This is a genomic window from Bacillus cereus group sp. N8, assembly GCF_016483685.1.
Lineage (GTDB): Bacteria > Bacillota > Bacilli > Bacillales > Bacillaceae_G > Bacillus_A > Bacillus_A proteolyticus.
Genome location: NZ_JAEHBK010000011.1, coordinates 67828 through 82887 on the forward strand (window position 1 = coordinate 67828; position 15060 = coordinate 82887).

Below are 15060 nucleotides of genomic sequence, written 5' to 3' on the forward strand. Positions count from 1 at the left end.
GTGTCTGTGATAGCATTCTCCTTTTACCAAACTTATTGTACAATAGAAACAAGGGGGAGATTAGTTTGAAGGCAAGTCTTTTACAAGAACAAAGCTTACGTTTGGCAATGACACAAGAGTTAAGGCAAGCGATTACAATGCTCCAGTATAATGTACAAGAATTATCGGAGTTTTTATATGAGCAATCGTTAGAGAATCCCCTTATTGAGTTAGGTGGTTTTGAGAGGGAGAAGAAAAAGAGCTCTAACAACAGTAAAAGTACCAGCAAACAAGTCGAGAATCAGATGGAAATCTACAGTGTGGATTCAACAACGATTCAGCAACATTTATTAAATCAAATACAGTATTATAAAATAGAAGAAGAAGAGCGAAAAGTAGCTTCCTTCATTATTATGAACATGGATGGAAATGGGTATTTACAAGAAACGAATGAAGAGTTAGCAGATCTCCTTTCCGCACCGATTCATGTAGTCGACCGCTCTGTTGAGCTTGTCCAATCACTCGAGCCAGCAGGGGTAGGGGCACGTAATATTCGGGAATGTCTAACTTTGCAATTGAAGCGCTTACAAAGACGAAATGGATTAGCGGAAGAGATTATAGAGGATCACTTTGCTTATTTCGTGAAGAAAGATTGGCGAAAACTCGTTCAAGTGCTGAAGTGTAGTAATGAGGAATTGCAGAGTGCGGTAAATTGTATAACGTCATTACAACCAAAGCCAGGTCTTGCATTTTCTTCTGATAAACCACTTTATATTGTGCCTGATATGGCGGTGAAAAAAGATGGTGATCGTCTCGTTTTACAAATGAATGAGAGAAATATGCCAAGAATTGAAATTCACTCTGAGTATAGTGCACTTCTAAATAATAGTGAAAGTGAAGTTGCTTCTTACGTATCGGAGAAATATCAGCATGTGCAATGGATTATGCGCAGTTTGAAACAGAGAAAACAAACGCTCTTACAAGTAATGGGCATTATAATGGAAAAACAGCGTGATTTCTTCTGGGAAGGTCCAGAATATTTAAAACCGCTCGCTTTAAAAGAAGTAGCAGAAGAATTAAGTGTGCATGAATCTACAATTAGTCGTGCAACGCGAAATAAATATGTGCAAACACCACACGGCTTATTTGAGATGAAATCGTTCTTTAGCAATGCCGTTTCGACTACTGAAGATGAAGCAGTTTCTACAAAGCGTGTAAAACAATTTATTCAAAAACTTGTTGAAGCGGAGAATAAGAAGAAGCCACTTTCAGATCAAAAGATTTCAAAATTATTAGAAGAAGAGCATGAAATCGTTATTTCTCGAAGAACAGTGGCGAAGTATAGAGAACAAATGCATATTCCAGCGTCGTCATTACGAAAAACGATCGGATAGGTGAAGAAGATGAAAGTTGTACTGTATACAAAAAAAGATTGTGGCCTTTGCGTGCAGGCGAAACAAGTTTTACAGGAAGTACAATGTGAATATTCTTTTCAAATCGAGGAAATAGATATATATGAAGATAATGACCTTTTGGAGAAATATCATTTAATGATTCCGGTTGTAGAAATAGGCGGAAAACAGGTAGAATATGGTAACATTCACAAAGGTGTCATAATAAACTATATAAACAATGCAGTTAAGAGTTGAATAAGTTTCTATCTCCTGTTACAATAATACACGTAGCAGGGATTATTTTTTTAACCTATGTGGGACATAAAATGTCACTACGGGACACAAAGTGACCACAAGGGGAAATGAACCAATGTAGTGAGGAGAAAAGATATGCGCTCATGGATTCAGAACACAAAAAAATTATTACCTGATCTGCTACCTGTTATGCAAACGAGAATGCAAATTCTTCAATACATCAGGCTCATGCAGCCGATTGGAAGAAGGAACTTATCAGCAAGTCTCGGTATGACAGAACGAGTATTGCGAAGTGAAGTTCAAGTTTTGAAAGAACAAAACTTAGTTCACGTCGCTTCTTCTGGAATGACTTTGACAGAAGAAGGAACAGCTTTAGTTCTTGCTTTGGAAGACTTTATGAAAGAAATTTCCGGGTTAAAGGTTTTAGAAAAACAACTTAAGGAAACATTAGACTTGGATGAAGTTTTCGTTGTCCCTGGTGATAGTGATGAATCACCTTGGGTCAAACTGGAGATGGGCCGTGCTTGTGTGACTTGTATAAAAGACCGTCTGACAGTGAATAATATCGTTGCTGTGGCTGGAGGAACTACGCTAGCTGCTGCTGCGGACATGATGCAACTTGATTGCAAAGATTTACATATGCTATTTGTCCCAGCACGTGGTGGAATTGGAGAAGGTGTTGAGTTAGAAGCCAATACCATTTGCGCCAAAATGGCACAAAATACGATGAGTAATTATCGCTTATTGTATGTTCCGGATCACGTTAGTAGCGAAGCATATGCGTCCATTGTAACAGAGCCCTCCGTGAAAGAAGTTCTTGAGTTGATTCGATCTTCCAATATCGTCATTCATGGAATTGGTGATGCGTTAACAATGGCACGTCGCAGAAATACTTCAGAAGCAGATTGGTTAAAGATTCAGGCAAGCGAAGCAGTTGGCGAAGCTTTCGGTTACTACTTTAATGAACAAGGAAATGTTGTTCATAAAGTAAGAACGGTTGGTATGCAACTTGAAGATTTACAAAATGTATCTCACGTTGTTGCAGTCGCTGGAGGTTCTTCAAAGGCAAAGGCAATACAGGCTGTAATAAAGCAAGGGCACACTTCAATTCTAATTACAGATGAAGGTGCAGCAAAACAGTTAACAAAGGGTATTACCCTTTAAATATAATCCCCCAAGGAGGAAATTCAAATGACTAAAATTGGTATTAATGGATTTGGACGTATCGGACGTAACGTATTCCGCGCAGCTCTTAACAACTCTGAGGTAGAAGTAGTAGCAATCAACGACTTAACAGATGCTAAAACATTAGCTCACCTTTTAAAATATGACACAGTTCACGGAACTTTAAATGCAGAAGTATCTGCTAACGAAAACAGCATCGTTGTTAACGGTAAAGAAATTAAAGTTATCGCTGAGCGTGACCCAGCTCAATTACCATGGAGCGACTACGGAGTAGAAGTAGTAGTAGAATCTACTGGCCGTTTCACTAAAAAATCAGATGCTGAGAAACACTTAGGTGGATCAGTTAAGAAAGTTATCATCTCAGCTCCAGCTTCTGACGAAGATATCACTGTAGTTATGGGTGTTAACCACGAACAATACGATGCAGCTAACCACAACGTAGTATCTAACGCTTCTTGTACTACAAACTGTCTAGCTCCATTTGCTAAAGTATTAAACGAAAAATTCGGCGTAAAACGCGGAATGATGACAACAATTCACTCTTACACTAACGACCAACAAATCTTAGACTTACCACACAAAGATTTACGTCGTGCTCGTGCAGCAGCTGAAAACATGATCCCAACATCTACTGGTGCTGCTAAAGCTGTAGCATTAGTATTACCAGAACTTAAAGGTAAATTAAACGGTGGCGCTGTACGTGTTCCAACTGCTAACGTTTCTCTTGTTGACTTAGTTGTTGAACTTGACAAAGAAGTAACAGTTGAAGAAGTAAACGCAGCATTCAAAGCAGCTTCTGAAGGCGAATTAAAAGGTATCCTTGGATACAGCGAAGAGCCATTAGTATCTATCGACTATAACGGATGTACAGCTTCTTCTACAATCGATGCATTATCTACAATGGTAATGGAAGGTAACATGGTTAAAGTACTTTCTTGGTACGATAACGAAACTGGTTACTCTAACCGCGTAGTAGACTTAGCAGCATACATGACTTCTAAAGGTCTTTAATTCTTAAGTATATAAGTAATCAATGACAAAACGAGGGAGAGGGTTTGTTCCCTCTCTCTCTTCTTTCGTTTTAGAAGCAAATGTGTTAAGCTTTTGAATGGGTTTTGTCAATCCTAACTAGTAGTCGGAGGGAAATCCAATGAACAAAAAATCAATTCGTGACGTAGATTTAAAAGGTAAGCGTGTATTTTGCCGCGTTGATTTCAACGTACCTATGAAAGAAGGCAAAATTACAGATGAAACTCGTATCCGTGCAGCTCTTCCTACAATTCAATATTTAGTAGAGCAAGGTGCGAAAGTAATTTTAGCAAGTCATTTAGGCCGTCCAAAAGGTCAAGCAGTAGAAGAATTACGTCTTACTCCAGTAGCAGCACGTTTAGGCGAGCTTCTTGGTAAAGATGTTAAAAAAGCGGACGAAGCATTCGGACCAGTTGCACAAGAAATGGTTGCAGCAATGAACGAAGGCGACGTATTAGTTCTTGAAAACGTACGTTTCTATGCGGGCGAAGAAAAGAACGATGCAGAACTTGCGAAAGAATTTGCAGCTCTTGCTGATATCTTCGTAAACGATGCATTCGGTGCAGCTCACCGTGCTCACGCTTCTACAGCAGGAATCGCAGACTACCTACCAGCAGTATCTGGTTTATTAATGGAAAAAGAGTTAGATGTATTAGGTAAAGCACTTTCTAACCCAGAACGTCCATTCACAGCTATCATCGGTGGTGCGAAAGTAAAAGATAAAATCGGTGTAATTCGTCATCTATTAGACAAAGTAGATAACCTAATCATCGGTGGCGGACTTGCTTACACATTCGTTAAAGCATTAGGTCATGAAATTGGTCAATCTCTATGTGAAAATGACAAGATTGAACTAGCTAAAGAATTTATGCAACTTGCAAAAGAAAAAGGCGTAAACTTCTACATGCCAGTTGATGTTGTAATCACTGAGGAATTCTCTGAAACTGCAACAACTCAAATCGTTGGTATCGACTCTATCCCTTCTACATGGGAAGGCGTGGACATCGGTCCTAAAACACGTGAAATTTATGCAGATGTAATTAAAAACTCTAAGCTTGTTGTATGGAATGGACCAATGGGTGTATTCGAAATGACTCCATTCGCAGAAGGTACAAAAGCAGTAGGACAAGCATTAGCAGATGCAGAAGATACATACTCTGTTATCGGCGGTGGTGACTCTGCAGCAGCTGTTGAAAAATTCGGTATGGCTGATAAAATGAGCCACATTTCTACTGGCGGCGGTGCGTCATTAGAATTCATGGAAGGTAAAGAACTTCCAGGTGTAGTGTGTCTTAACGACAAATAAGTAGCAGCCAAAGAAAAAGGACGGTGCAAAGCATGCGTAAACCAATTATCGCAGGTAACTGGAAAATGAATAAAACTCTATCTGAAGCAGTTAGCTTCGTAGAGGAAGTTAAAGGTCAAATCCCAGCAGCTTCAGCTGTTGATGCAGTAGTTTGCTCTCCAGCTCTATTTTTAGAGCGCTTAGTAGCGGCAACTGAAGGAACTGACTTACAAGTAGGTGCACAAAACATGCACTTCGAAAAAAATGGTGCATTCACTGGCGAAATTAGCCCAGTAGCACTTAGCGACTTAAAAGTAGGCTACGTAGTACTTGGCCACTCTGAGCGTCGTGAAATGTTTGCTGAAACAGACGAATCAGTAAATAAAAAGACTCTTGCAGCATTTGAACATGGTTTAACACCAATCGTATGTTGTGGTGAGACTTTAGAAGAGCGCGAAAGCGGAAAAACATTTGATCTAGTAGCAGGTCAAGTGACAAAAGCACTTGCAGGTTTAACAGAAGAGCAAGTTAAAGCAACTGTTATCGCTTATGAGCCAATCTGGGCTATCGGTACAGGTAAATCTTCTTCTTCTGCAGATGCAAATGAAGTATGTGCGCACATCCGTAAAGTTGTTGCAGGAGCTGTTTCTCCAGAAGCTGCAGAAGCTGTTCGTATTCAATACGGCGGTAGCGTAAAACCAGAAAACATTAAAGAGTATATGGCACAATCTGACATCGACGGCGCTTTAGTCGGCGGTGCTAGCTTAGAGCCTGCTTCGTTCTTAGGTCTTCTGGGGGCGGTAAAATGAGAAAGCCAACAGCTTTAATCATCCTTGACGGTTTCGGACTACGTGAAGAAACTCACGGGAATGCTGTAGCACAAGCTAAAAAACCTAATTTTGATGGTTACTGGAACAAATTCCCTCATACAACGCTTACAGCTTGTGGTGAGGAAGTAGGTCTTCCAGAAGGTCAAATGGGTAACTCTGAGGTTGGTCACTTAAATATCGGTGCTGGCCGCATAGTATATCAAAGCTTAACACGCGTAAACGTTGCAATTCGTGAAGGTGAGTTCGATCAGAACGAAACGTTCCAAAATGCAATTAAAAGCGTGAAAGAAAAAGGTACTGCTCTTCATTTATTCGGTTTACTTTCTGATGGTGGTGTGCACAGTCACATGAACCATATGTTTGCTCTTCTTCGTTTAGCAGCAAAAGAAGGCGTGGAGAAAGTTTATATCCATGCATTCTTAGATGGCCGCGATGTTGGACCACAAACAGCAAAAGGTTATATCGATGCAACAAATGAAGTAATTAAAGAAACAGGAGTAGGACAATTCGCGACTATCTCTGGTCGTTATTACTCCATGGACCGTGACAAGCGTTGGGATCGCGTAGAAAAATGTTACCGTGCTATGGTGAATGGTGAAGGCCCTACTTATAAATCAGCAGAAGAGTGTGTAGAAGACTCTTATGCAAATGGTATCTATGATGAATTCGTATTGCCGTCTGTAATTGTTAACGAAGATGACACGCCAGTTGCAACAATCAATGATGATGATGCAGTTATCTTCTATAACTTCCGTCCAGACCGTGCAATTCAAATTGCTCGTGTATTTACAAACGAAGATTTCCGTGAGTTCGATCGTGGTGAAAAAGTACCTCACATTCCTGAATTCGTTTGTATGACACACTTCAGTGAAACTGTAGATGGTTACGTGGCATTCAAGCCAATGAATCTTGATAACACTTTAGGTGAAGTTGTTGCGCAAGCGGGATTAAAGCAACTTCGCATCGCGGAAACTGAAAAGTATCCGCACGTTACATTCTTCTTTAGCGGTGGTCGTGAGGCTGAATTCCCAGGAGAAGAGCGTATCTTAATTAACTCACCGAAGGTTGCAACGTATGACTTGAAACCTGAAATGAGCATTTACGAAGTAACGGACGCTTTAGTAAATGAAATCGAAAATGATAAACATGATGTTATCATTCTTAACTTTGCAAACTGTGATATGGTTGGCCATTCTGGGATGATGGAACCAACAATTAAAGCAGTAGAAGCAACTGACGAATGTTTAGGAAAAGTTGTAGAAGCGATTCTTGCAAAAGATGGTGTAGCACTTATTACTGCTGACCATGGTAATGCTGATCAGGAGTTAACTGCTGATGGCGGGCCTATGACAGCTCATACAACTAACCCGGTTCCTTTCATCGTTACAAAAAATGATGTAGAGCTTCGTGAAGGTGGTATTTTAGGAGATATCGCTCCAACAATGCTTACGCTTTTAAATGTGGAACAACCGAAAGAAATGACAGGTAAAACAATTATTAAATAATTTGCTTATATAAAAAGGAGAGAATTTATTATGTCAACAATTATTGATGTTTATGCTCGCGAAGTCCTTGACTCTCGTGGTAACCCAACTGTAGAAGTAGAAGTTTACACAGAAAGCGGCGCTTTCGGACGCGCTATCGTACCAAGTGGTGCATCTACTGGTGAGCACGAAGCAGTAGAATTACGTGACGGTGACAAATCTCGTTACCTTGGTAAAGGTGTTATGAACGCAGTAAACAACGTTAACGAAGCAATCGCTCCAGAAATCGTTGGTTTCGACGTAACTGACCAAGCTGGTATCGACCGTGCTATGATCGAATTAGATGGCACTCCAAACAAAGGTAAACTAGGCGCTAACGCTATCCTTGGTGTATCTATGGCAGTAGCTCACGCAGCAGCTGACTTCGTAGGTCTTCCATTATACCGTTACCTTGGTGGATTCAATGCAAAACAATTACCAACTCCAATGATGAACATCATCAACGGTGGTTCTCACGCTGATAACAACGTTGACTTCCAAGAGTTCATGATCTTACCAGTTGGTGCTCCAACATTCAAAGAATCAATCCGTATGGGTGCTGAAGTATTCCATGCACTTAAAGCTGTATTACATGACAAAGGTCTTAACACTGCAGTAGGTGACGAAGGTGGATTCGCTCCAAACCTTGGTTCTAACCGTGAAGCTCTAGAAGTAATCATCGAAGCTATCGAAAAAGCTGGTTACAAAGCTGGCGAGAACGTATTCTTAGGAATGGACGTTGCTTCTTCTGAGTTCTACAACAAAGAAACTGGTAAATATGACCTTGCAGGCGAAGGCCGTACTGGCTTAACTTCTGCAGAAATGGTTGATTTCTACGAAGAGCTTTGCAAAGACTTCCCAATCATCTCTATTGAAGATGGTTTAGACGAAAACGACTGGGATGGTCACAAATTATTAACTGAGCGTATCGGTGATAAAGTACAATTAGTTGGTGACGACTTATTCGTAACTAACACTCAAAAACTTGCTGAAGGTATCGAAAAAGGTATCTCTAACTCAATCTTAATTAAAGTTAACCAAATCGGTACTTTAACTGAGACTTTCGAAGCTATCGAAATGGCTAAACGTGCTGGTTACACAGCAGTTGTATCTCACCGTTCTGGTGAAACTGAAGATGCTACAATCGCTGACATCGCAGTTGCAACTAACGCTGGCCAAATCAAAACTGGTTCTATGAGCCGTACTGACCGTATTGCTAAGTACAACCAATTATTACGCATCGAAGACGAACTAGGCGAAATCGCTGTTTACGATGGTTTAAAATCTTTCTACAATATCAAACGATAATTGCAGAAAATAACGACAGACCGTGAGAAATCACGGTCTGTTTTTTTGTTAAAATTTTTCACCTGTCATAAGCGACATGAAATGTTTAAAGAAGCGGTTATAATCAAAATCAATTGCGATTTGCTGACTCGGCCAATCAATAAATGGATTCGGCTGAGCTAAAGATCGAAACTCTCCAATACTTGCCCCCTGTGCATAAGATTCTGTCATGACAACAATTGGTGACTGGTGATAAGTGAACATAGAGTTATCAAATAAAGCTAGTATTGGTATTGTGTCATGAAATGGACTTCCCTTTAAATGCGGCAAGATATCTTTATAATATCCGTAGTAATAATGGTCGAATAACGGTTTGACAAGTGGGGCTTTTCCTTTTGCGTCAATGTACTCAGCCATTTCTGGTGTAATGACGGAATACTGGGTTACGTTTAATGGGTATATGTACATGCTAGCTGCGGATTGAAGGACTATATTAGCAGCAGTAGGATCGCCATAAAAGTTTGCTTCTGAAATAGGGGTAACGTTACCGGGATGCAAAAAGGCACCACCCATTACGTAATAAGATTTAATTTGCTTCATTAACTGTTTACATACAATGAATAAAATTGCTAGGGAGGTAAGTCTTCCTAAACTTACAATGATTAATTCATCTTTATACTGTTCAATAAGAGGAATAACTTCGAAAAAATTCTCCATTTCTCCGTTAGTCACATTTTTCTTAGGGATAATTGGCCCGAGCCCCTGCTTCCCATGTACATCCGTAAAGAAAGCAGGAGGGGAACCAGTAAGAGGACGTTCTGAACCACCGAATATCTTAATGTTTCTATTCTTTATTTCATGCTTAAGAAAATGAGCATTTTGCACGGCCATTTCTTTTGGAACATTGCCGTAATCTGCAACAATACCAATGATTTCTATTTCATCGATAAAGAATGCTAAGAGAAGAGCCATCGTATCATCAATTCCAGGATCACAAAAAATGAGAACCTTTTTTGGCATATGTTCACCACCTATCTTATTTATATATATGTAAGATTTGGGATGAGAAGAATAAAAAGATTATTTTCTTAAAATAATAACCCCTTAAATTCAGAAAATATAAACTTTACATAATAGGTCAAGGTTTTTGACGTAAAATTCATTCGGAAACACAGTCATATCAAGGGTGTAAGCGTATATCATGCCGGTTTTTTGTTGTTGATTTGATAAATTGCAGCTTTTTACAATTTATACTATGATAAAGATATTAACAGAAGATCGTATAAACATGAGGGATGATGAACATGAAATTTACAAAGATTCTTGTCCAAATTGCTGCTCTTTACGTGTTTTATATGGTTGGAAATTGGGTTCAAGAAATGTTAAATATGCCCATTCCGGGAAGTTTGATTGGGATGTTTTTCTTACTTGTTTTACTTAGCCTAAAAGTACTTCCAGTGAAATGGTTTGATTTAGGAGCAGAAACACTCGTTGCTATTATGCCGTTTTTATTAATTCCGCCAACGCTTGGCCTAATGAATTACGGTGCTTTTTTTATGAGTAAAGGAATTTCTCTTTTCATTACAGTTATAGCGAGTACATTTTTAATTATTATTGTCGCAGGACATACAGGACAATACCTTGCGAATAGAAAGGAAAAAGAGACACAATGAGCCAAATATTAATCGGAATCGGTTGGGTTCTTTTTACGGTGCTATTATATCAATTATCTAAAAAAATCTATAAATTATTTCCAACACCATTTACCATTCCAATGCTTGTAGCGACAGGATTAATGGCTTTCTTATTTATAGTGCTTGATATACCATATCAAAATTATATGGAAAGTGGTGGTGGCTGGATTGCGAAGTTACTTGGGCCAGGTGTTGTAGCATTTGCAATCCCGCTTTATAAACAACGTCATGTTCTGCAAAAATATGTTGTACCAATTGCTGGTGGTGTAATTGTTGGAACGACAGTGGCGATTGCAAGTGATATGGCTATCGCCACACTTATGGGAACAGATAAAAGTTTAATTTTATCTTCTTTACCAAAGTCAGTGACAATGCCAGTTGCGATGAGTGTATCTGAACAAGTGGGTGGTGTCCCATCCTTAACAGCGGCTTTCGTCGTTATCGCAGGGATTACCGGAACGATTACAGGACCAATTTTGTTAAAATGGAGCCGCGTTACAAACTCGGTTGGTAAAGGGATTGGCTTTGGATGTGCGTCTCATATTATGGGTGTTATGAGAGCGATGAAAAATAATGAGCATGAAGGTGTTATTGGATCGGTAACAATGACATTAACAGCAATTTTGACATGCGTGCTCGGACCATTATTTGCAATGATGTTTATGTAATAGAAGAAAAGCGAGAGCGACCCTATAGCTCTCGCTTTTCTATAGGATTTATGCTACAGTTGGAATAACTGAATCTTTGTAGGAGGTACGCCAAGTGCATACGTTATTATCCGTTTTACTTATTATTGTATCGATTTTAATGATTGTTATGGTACTTATGCAGTCTAGTAATAGCTCAGGCCTTTCAGGTGCAATTTCAGGCGGTGCAGAGCAATTATTTGGTAAGCAAAAAGCACGTGGAATTGAAGCGGTATTAAACCGCATTACAATTGTTTTAGCTGTATTGTTCTTCGCATTAACAATTGGTGTTACGTACTTAAACTTATAGAATTGAAAGAAGAAGCGTTAGTAAGATGTACTAATGGTTCTTCTTTTTTTGTTTTGCCATTTGAAAGATGTTTCTAATTAGATTATAGAAATATAAATATGGTACACTAGATATAGAAAGAATACGACTAGATTACAGAAGAGAAAGAGGAGAAGTACATGATGAAATTAGCATCTCCAAAACCATTTACATTTGAAGGTGGAGACCGCGCTGTTTTATTATTACATGGATTCACAGGGAACTCAGCTGATGTACGCATGCTAGGGCGTTTCTTAGAGAAGAAAGGCTATACTTGTCATGCGCCAATTTATAAAGGACACGGCGTACCACCAGAGCAGCTTGTTCATACAGGTCCTGAAGACTGGTGGAAAGATGTAATGAATGCCTACCAGCATTTAAAAGATCAAGGTTACGAGAAAATAGCTGCGGTTGGATTATCATTAGGCGGAGTATTCTCATTAAAACTTGCTTATACATTACCGATTTTAGGTGTTGTACCAATGTGTGCACCGATGTACATTAAAAGTGAAGAAATTATGTACCAAGGTATATTGGCATATGCACGCGAATATAAAAAACGTGAACAAAAATCACCAGAGCAAATTGAAAAGGAAATGTTTGAATTTAAACAGACACCGATGAATACATTAAAAGCATTACAAGAGTTAATTCGTGACGTACGCAATAATGTGGATATGATTTATGCGCCAACATTCGTTGTACAAGCACGCCATGATGAAATGATTAATACAGATAGTGCTAACATTATTTATAACGGTGTAGAATCTACGTTAAAAGACATTAAATGGTATGAAGACTCTACGCATGTCATCACACTTGATAAACAGCGTGAAGAGCTACATGAGGATGTATATAACTTCTTGGAGCAACTAGATTGGTAAGGTCTAGTTGCCTCTTTTTTTCATAAGGGAATTTTTTATCCCGGTGGTTGTGGGCTAATAATCAGTGAAGATGGATAACCCTCTACTGATTAAAGTTTCATTTTATGAAAACTGTAAAAAATCATTGGGAGATGATTAAAGTTTCGCTTTATACATCCCCCATCTTTCGGATACACTAAATAATATAAGGGTTTAAAGGAGGTATTTCTGCTTGGAAGAAATCATACAAGAACATATTGATAAGTTGTTATTATTTATGAGAGAAGAAGCGTATAAACCGTTAACAATACAAGAGTTAGAAGCGGCATTTGGAATTGAAGGTTCTGAAGGCTTTAAAGATTTTGTAAAGGCACTTGTAATGATGGAAGAGAAGGGACTTGTTATCCGCACACGTAGTAATCGCTACGGTCTTCCAGAAAAAATGAGCTTAGTACGCGGTAAATTAATTGGACACGCACGTGGCTTTGCATTCGTTGTACCAGATGAGAAGAAAACGGGAGACGATGATCTTTTCATCCCGCCTACAGAGTTGAACGGTGCACTTCATGGCGATACAGTATTAGCACGTGTTAGCTCACAATCAAGTGGATCACGCCAAGAAGGTTCAATTGTACGTATTTTAGAGCGTGGAACGAAGGAACTAGTTGGTACATATACAGAGTCGAAAAACTTTGGATTTGTCATACCTGACAATAAGCGATGGACGAGTGACATTTTCATCTTGAAAAGTGCATCTATGGGCGCTGTGGAAGGTCATAAAGTAGTTGTGAAAATTACGAGCTATCCAGAGAACCGTTTAAGTGCAGAAGGTGAAGTTATTCAAATTCTAGGTCATAAAAATGATCCAGGGGTAGATATTTTATCTGTTATTCATAAACATCATTTACCGTTGGCGTTCCCTGAAGAAGTTATGGAACATGCAAACAGTGTACCAGAAACGATTTCAGAAGGAGATTTAAAAGATCGCCGTGATTTACGTGATCAAATGATTGTTACAATTGACGGCGCAGATGCAAAAGACTTAGATGACGCTGTTACAGTAACGAAGCTTGAGAACGGTAACTACAAGCTTGGTGTTCATATTGCGGATGTAAGTCATTACGTTCAAGAAGGTTCTCCAATTGATGTTGAAGCAGCAGAGAGAGCGACGAGTGTATATCTTGTAGACCGTGTAATTCCGATGATTCCGCATCGTTTATCAAACGGTATTTGTTCGTTAAATCCAAAAGTAGACCGTCTGACACTATCTTGTGAAATGGAAATCAACAATCTAGGTGATGTTGTAAAGCACGAGATTTTCCAAAGTGTTATTAAAACGACAGAGCGTATGACGTATGCTGACGTAAGAAGCATTTTAGAAGATGAGGACGAAGAGTTAATCAAACGCTATGAGCCGTTAGTACCGATGTTTAAAGAGATGGGCCAATTAGCTCAAATTTTACGTGAAAAACGTATGCGCCGTGGTGCAATTGACTTTGACTTTAAAGAAGCAAAAGTGTTAGTAGATGAAGAAGGAAAACCGACTGATGTTGTAATGCGTGATCGTTCTGTATCAGAGAAGTTAATTGAAGAGTTTATGCTTGTTGCGAACGAAACAGTAGCAGAGCACTTCCACTGGATGAACGTACCGTTTATGTACCGTGTCCATGAAGATCCGAAAGAAGATAAGCTTGAGCGTTTCTTTGAGTTTGTAACAAACTTCGGATATGCAGTAAAAGGACGTGCGAATGAAATACATCCTCGTGCGTTGCAGCAAATTCTTGAAATGGTTCAAGGTCAGCCTGAAGAAGTAGTTATTTCAACAGTTATGCTTCGTTCTATGAAGCAAGCACGTTATGATTCGGACAGCTTAGGACATTTCGGTTTATCAACGGAGTTCTACACGCATTTCACATCACCAATTCGTCGTTATCCAGATACGATTGTTCATCGATTAATTCGTGAATATATCATCAACGGTAAAGTCGACAACGAAACGCAAGCGAAATGGCGTGAAAACTTACCTGAGATTGCAGAGCACTCTTCTAATATGGAACGCCGTGCTGTTGAAGCAGAGCGTGAAACAGATGAAATGAAAAAAGCAGAGTATATGGTTGATAAGATTGGCGAAGAGTATGACGGTATGATTAGCTCTGTAACAAACTTCGGTTTATTCGTAGAGCTTCCAAATACAATCGAAGGTCTTGTACACGTTAGCTACTTAACAGATGATTACTACCGTTATGACGAAAAACATTTCGCAATGATTGGAGAACGTACAGGTAACGTGTTCCGTATCGGTGACGAAATTACAATTCGCGTTATTAATGTAAACAAGGACGAGCGTGCAATCGACTTTGAAATCGTTGGCATGAAAGGAACACCTCGTCGTAAGTTCAAAGATCGTCCAGTCGTTATCGAACAGCCAAGAACAGGCAGAAAGAAACGCGGTGGACGTAGCGAGCGTAGTAATGAGCGCGGTGGCGAACGCGGCGCAGGAAGAAAGTTTGACCGTGGCGGTAAAGGAAAAGCATCCGCATCCGCTTCCACCTCCACATCCACATCTGCTAGCCAGTCAGGGAAAAAAGATGGGAATGGTAAGAAGAAAAAAGGATTCTTTGAAAATGTACCAGGATTCAAGAAGAAAAAGAAAAAGCGTAAGTAAGAAAAGGATGGCTTCGCTTTGATGAAAAGCGGGGCTTTTTCTTTTTATTGTAATCCA

General features: G+C 39.4%; 14 protein-coding genes. 13 read left to right on the forward strand and 1 reads right to left on the reverse strand.

From position 1 onward, the window contains the following. Nucleotides 1–65: 65 nt before the first annotated feature. The 8 genes from rpoN (at nt 66) to eno (ending at nt 8788) form a co-directional block, all read left to right on the forward strand. On the forward strand, nt 66–1373 hold the full coding sequence (rpoN, locus tag JDS80_RS17215; protein ID WP_199639362.1) for an RNA polymerase factor sigma-54: 1308 nt from the start codon (nt 66–68) through the stop codon (nt 1371–1373). A 9-nt stretch (nt 1374–1382) separates the two neighbouring features. Beyond that, nucleotides 1383–1628, forward strand: coding sequence for a glutaredoxin family protein (locus JDS80_RS17220; protein ID WP_064476221.1), 246 nt, complete (start codon nt 1383–1385; stop codon nt 1626–1628). 135 nt (nt 1629–1763) lie between these two features. Beyond that, the gene (gene cggR, locus JDS80_RS17225; RefSeq protein ID WP_071748039.1) at nt 1764–2792 is read left to right on the forward strand and encodes a gapA transcriptional regulator CggR; all 1029 of its coding nucleotides are present in this window, start codon (nt 1764–1766) and stop codon (nt 2790–2792) included. Between the two features lie 27 nt (nt 2793–2819). After that, a complete protein-coding gene (gap, locus tag JDS80_RS17230) occupies nt 2820–3824 on the forward strand; it encodes a type I glyceraldehyde-3-phosphate dehydrogenase (RefSeq protein WP_000161237.1) in 1005 nt (334 codons plus the stop codon). A gap of 139 nt (nt 3825–3963) precedes the next feature. Then, nucleotides 3964–5148, forward strand: coding sequence for a phosphoglycerate kinase (locus JDS80_RS17235; protein WP_002124084.1), 1185 nt, complete (start codon nt 3964–3966; stop codon nt 5146–5148). A gap of 32 nt (nt 5149–5180) precedes the next feature. Continuing rightward, nucleotides 5181–5936, forward strand: a complete 756-nt coding sequence (gene tpiA, locus JDS80_RS17240; RefSeq protein ID WP_199639364.1) for a triose-phosphate isomerase — start codon at nt 5181–5183, stop codon at nt 5934–5936. Beyond that, nucleotides 5933–7462 (forward strand): 2,3-bisphosphoglycerate-independent phosphoglycerate mutase, encoded by a 1530-nt coding sequence (gene gpmI, locus JDS80_RS17245; protein ID WP_071770840.1) that lies wholly within the window; start codon nt 5933–5935, stop codon nt 7460–7462. The genes tpiA and gpmI overlap by 4 nt, the downstream gene beginning before the upstream one ends. A 30-nt stretch (nt 7463–7492) precedes the next feature. Beyond that, entirely contained in the window at nt 7493–8788 is a 1296-nt protein-coding gene (gene eno / locus JDS80_RS17250; RefSeq protein WP_002124088.1) for a phosphopyruvate hydratase, read from the forward strand. Between the two features lie 48 nt (nt 8789–8836). On the opposite strand, the gene JDS80_RS17255 is transcribed toward eno, so the two are convergent. After that, nucleotides 8837–9787 (reverse strand): nucleoside hydrolase, encoded by a 951-nt coding sequence (locus JDS80_RS17255; protein WP_098888419.1) that lies wholly within the window; start codon nt 9785–9787, stop codon nt 8837–8839. Nucleotides 9788–10062: 275 nt separating this feature from the next. Here JDS80_RS17255 and JDS80_RS17260 point away from each other — a divergent pair, with 275 nt between their 5' ends. The 5 genes from JDS80_RS17260 (at nt 10063) to rnr (ending at nt 15003) form a co-directional block, all read left to right on the forward strand. After that, entirely contained in the window at nt 10063–10440 is a 378-nt protein-coding gene (locus JDS80_RS17260; protein WP_180237309.1) for a CidA/LrgA family holin-like protein, read from the forward strand. Beyond that, a complete protein-coding gene (locus tag JDS80_RS17265; RefSeq protein ID WP_071748043.1) occupies nt 10437–11129 on the forward strand; it encodes an LrgB family protein in 693 nt (230 codons plus the stop codon). Before JDS80_RS17260 ends, JDS80_RS17265 begins: the two co-directional genes overlap by 4 nt. Before the next feature lie 94 nt (nt 11130–11223). Next, nucleotides 11224–11457 carry a preprotein translocase subunit SecG gene (secG, locus tag JDS80_RS17270; RefSeq protein ID WP_000557262.1) on the forward strand — a complete coding sequence of 78 codons (234 nt, stop codon included), beginning with the start codon at nt 11224–11226 and terminating at the stop codon, nt 11455–11457. Nucleotides 11458–11618: 161 nt separating this feature from the next. Further along, nucleotides 11619–12359: an alpha/beta hydrolase gene (locus JDS80_RS17275; protein WP_165616086.1), complete on the forward strand. Its 741-nt coding sequence runs from the start codon at nt 11619–11621 to the stop codon at nt 12357–12359. 211 nt (nt 12360–12570) lie between these two features. Beyond that, entirely contained in the window at nt 12571–15003 is a 2433-nt protein-coding gene (rnr, locus tag JDS80_RS17280) for a ribonuclease R (RefSeq protein ID WP_199639366.1), read from the forward strand. Nucleotides 15004–15060 lie beyond the last annotated feature (57 nt).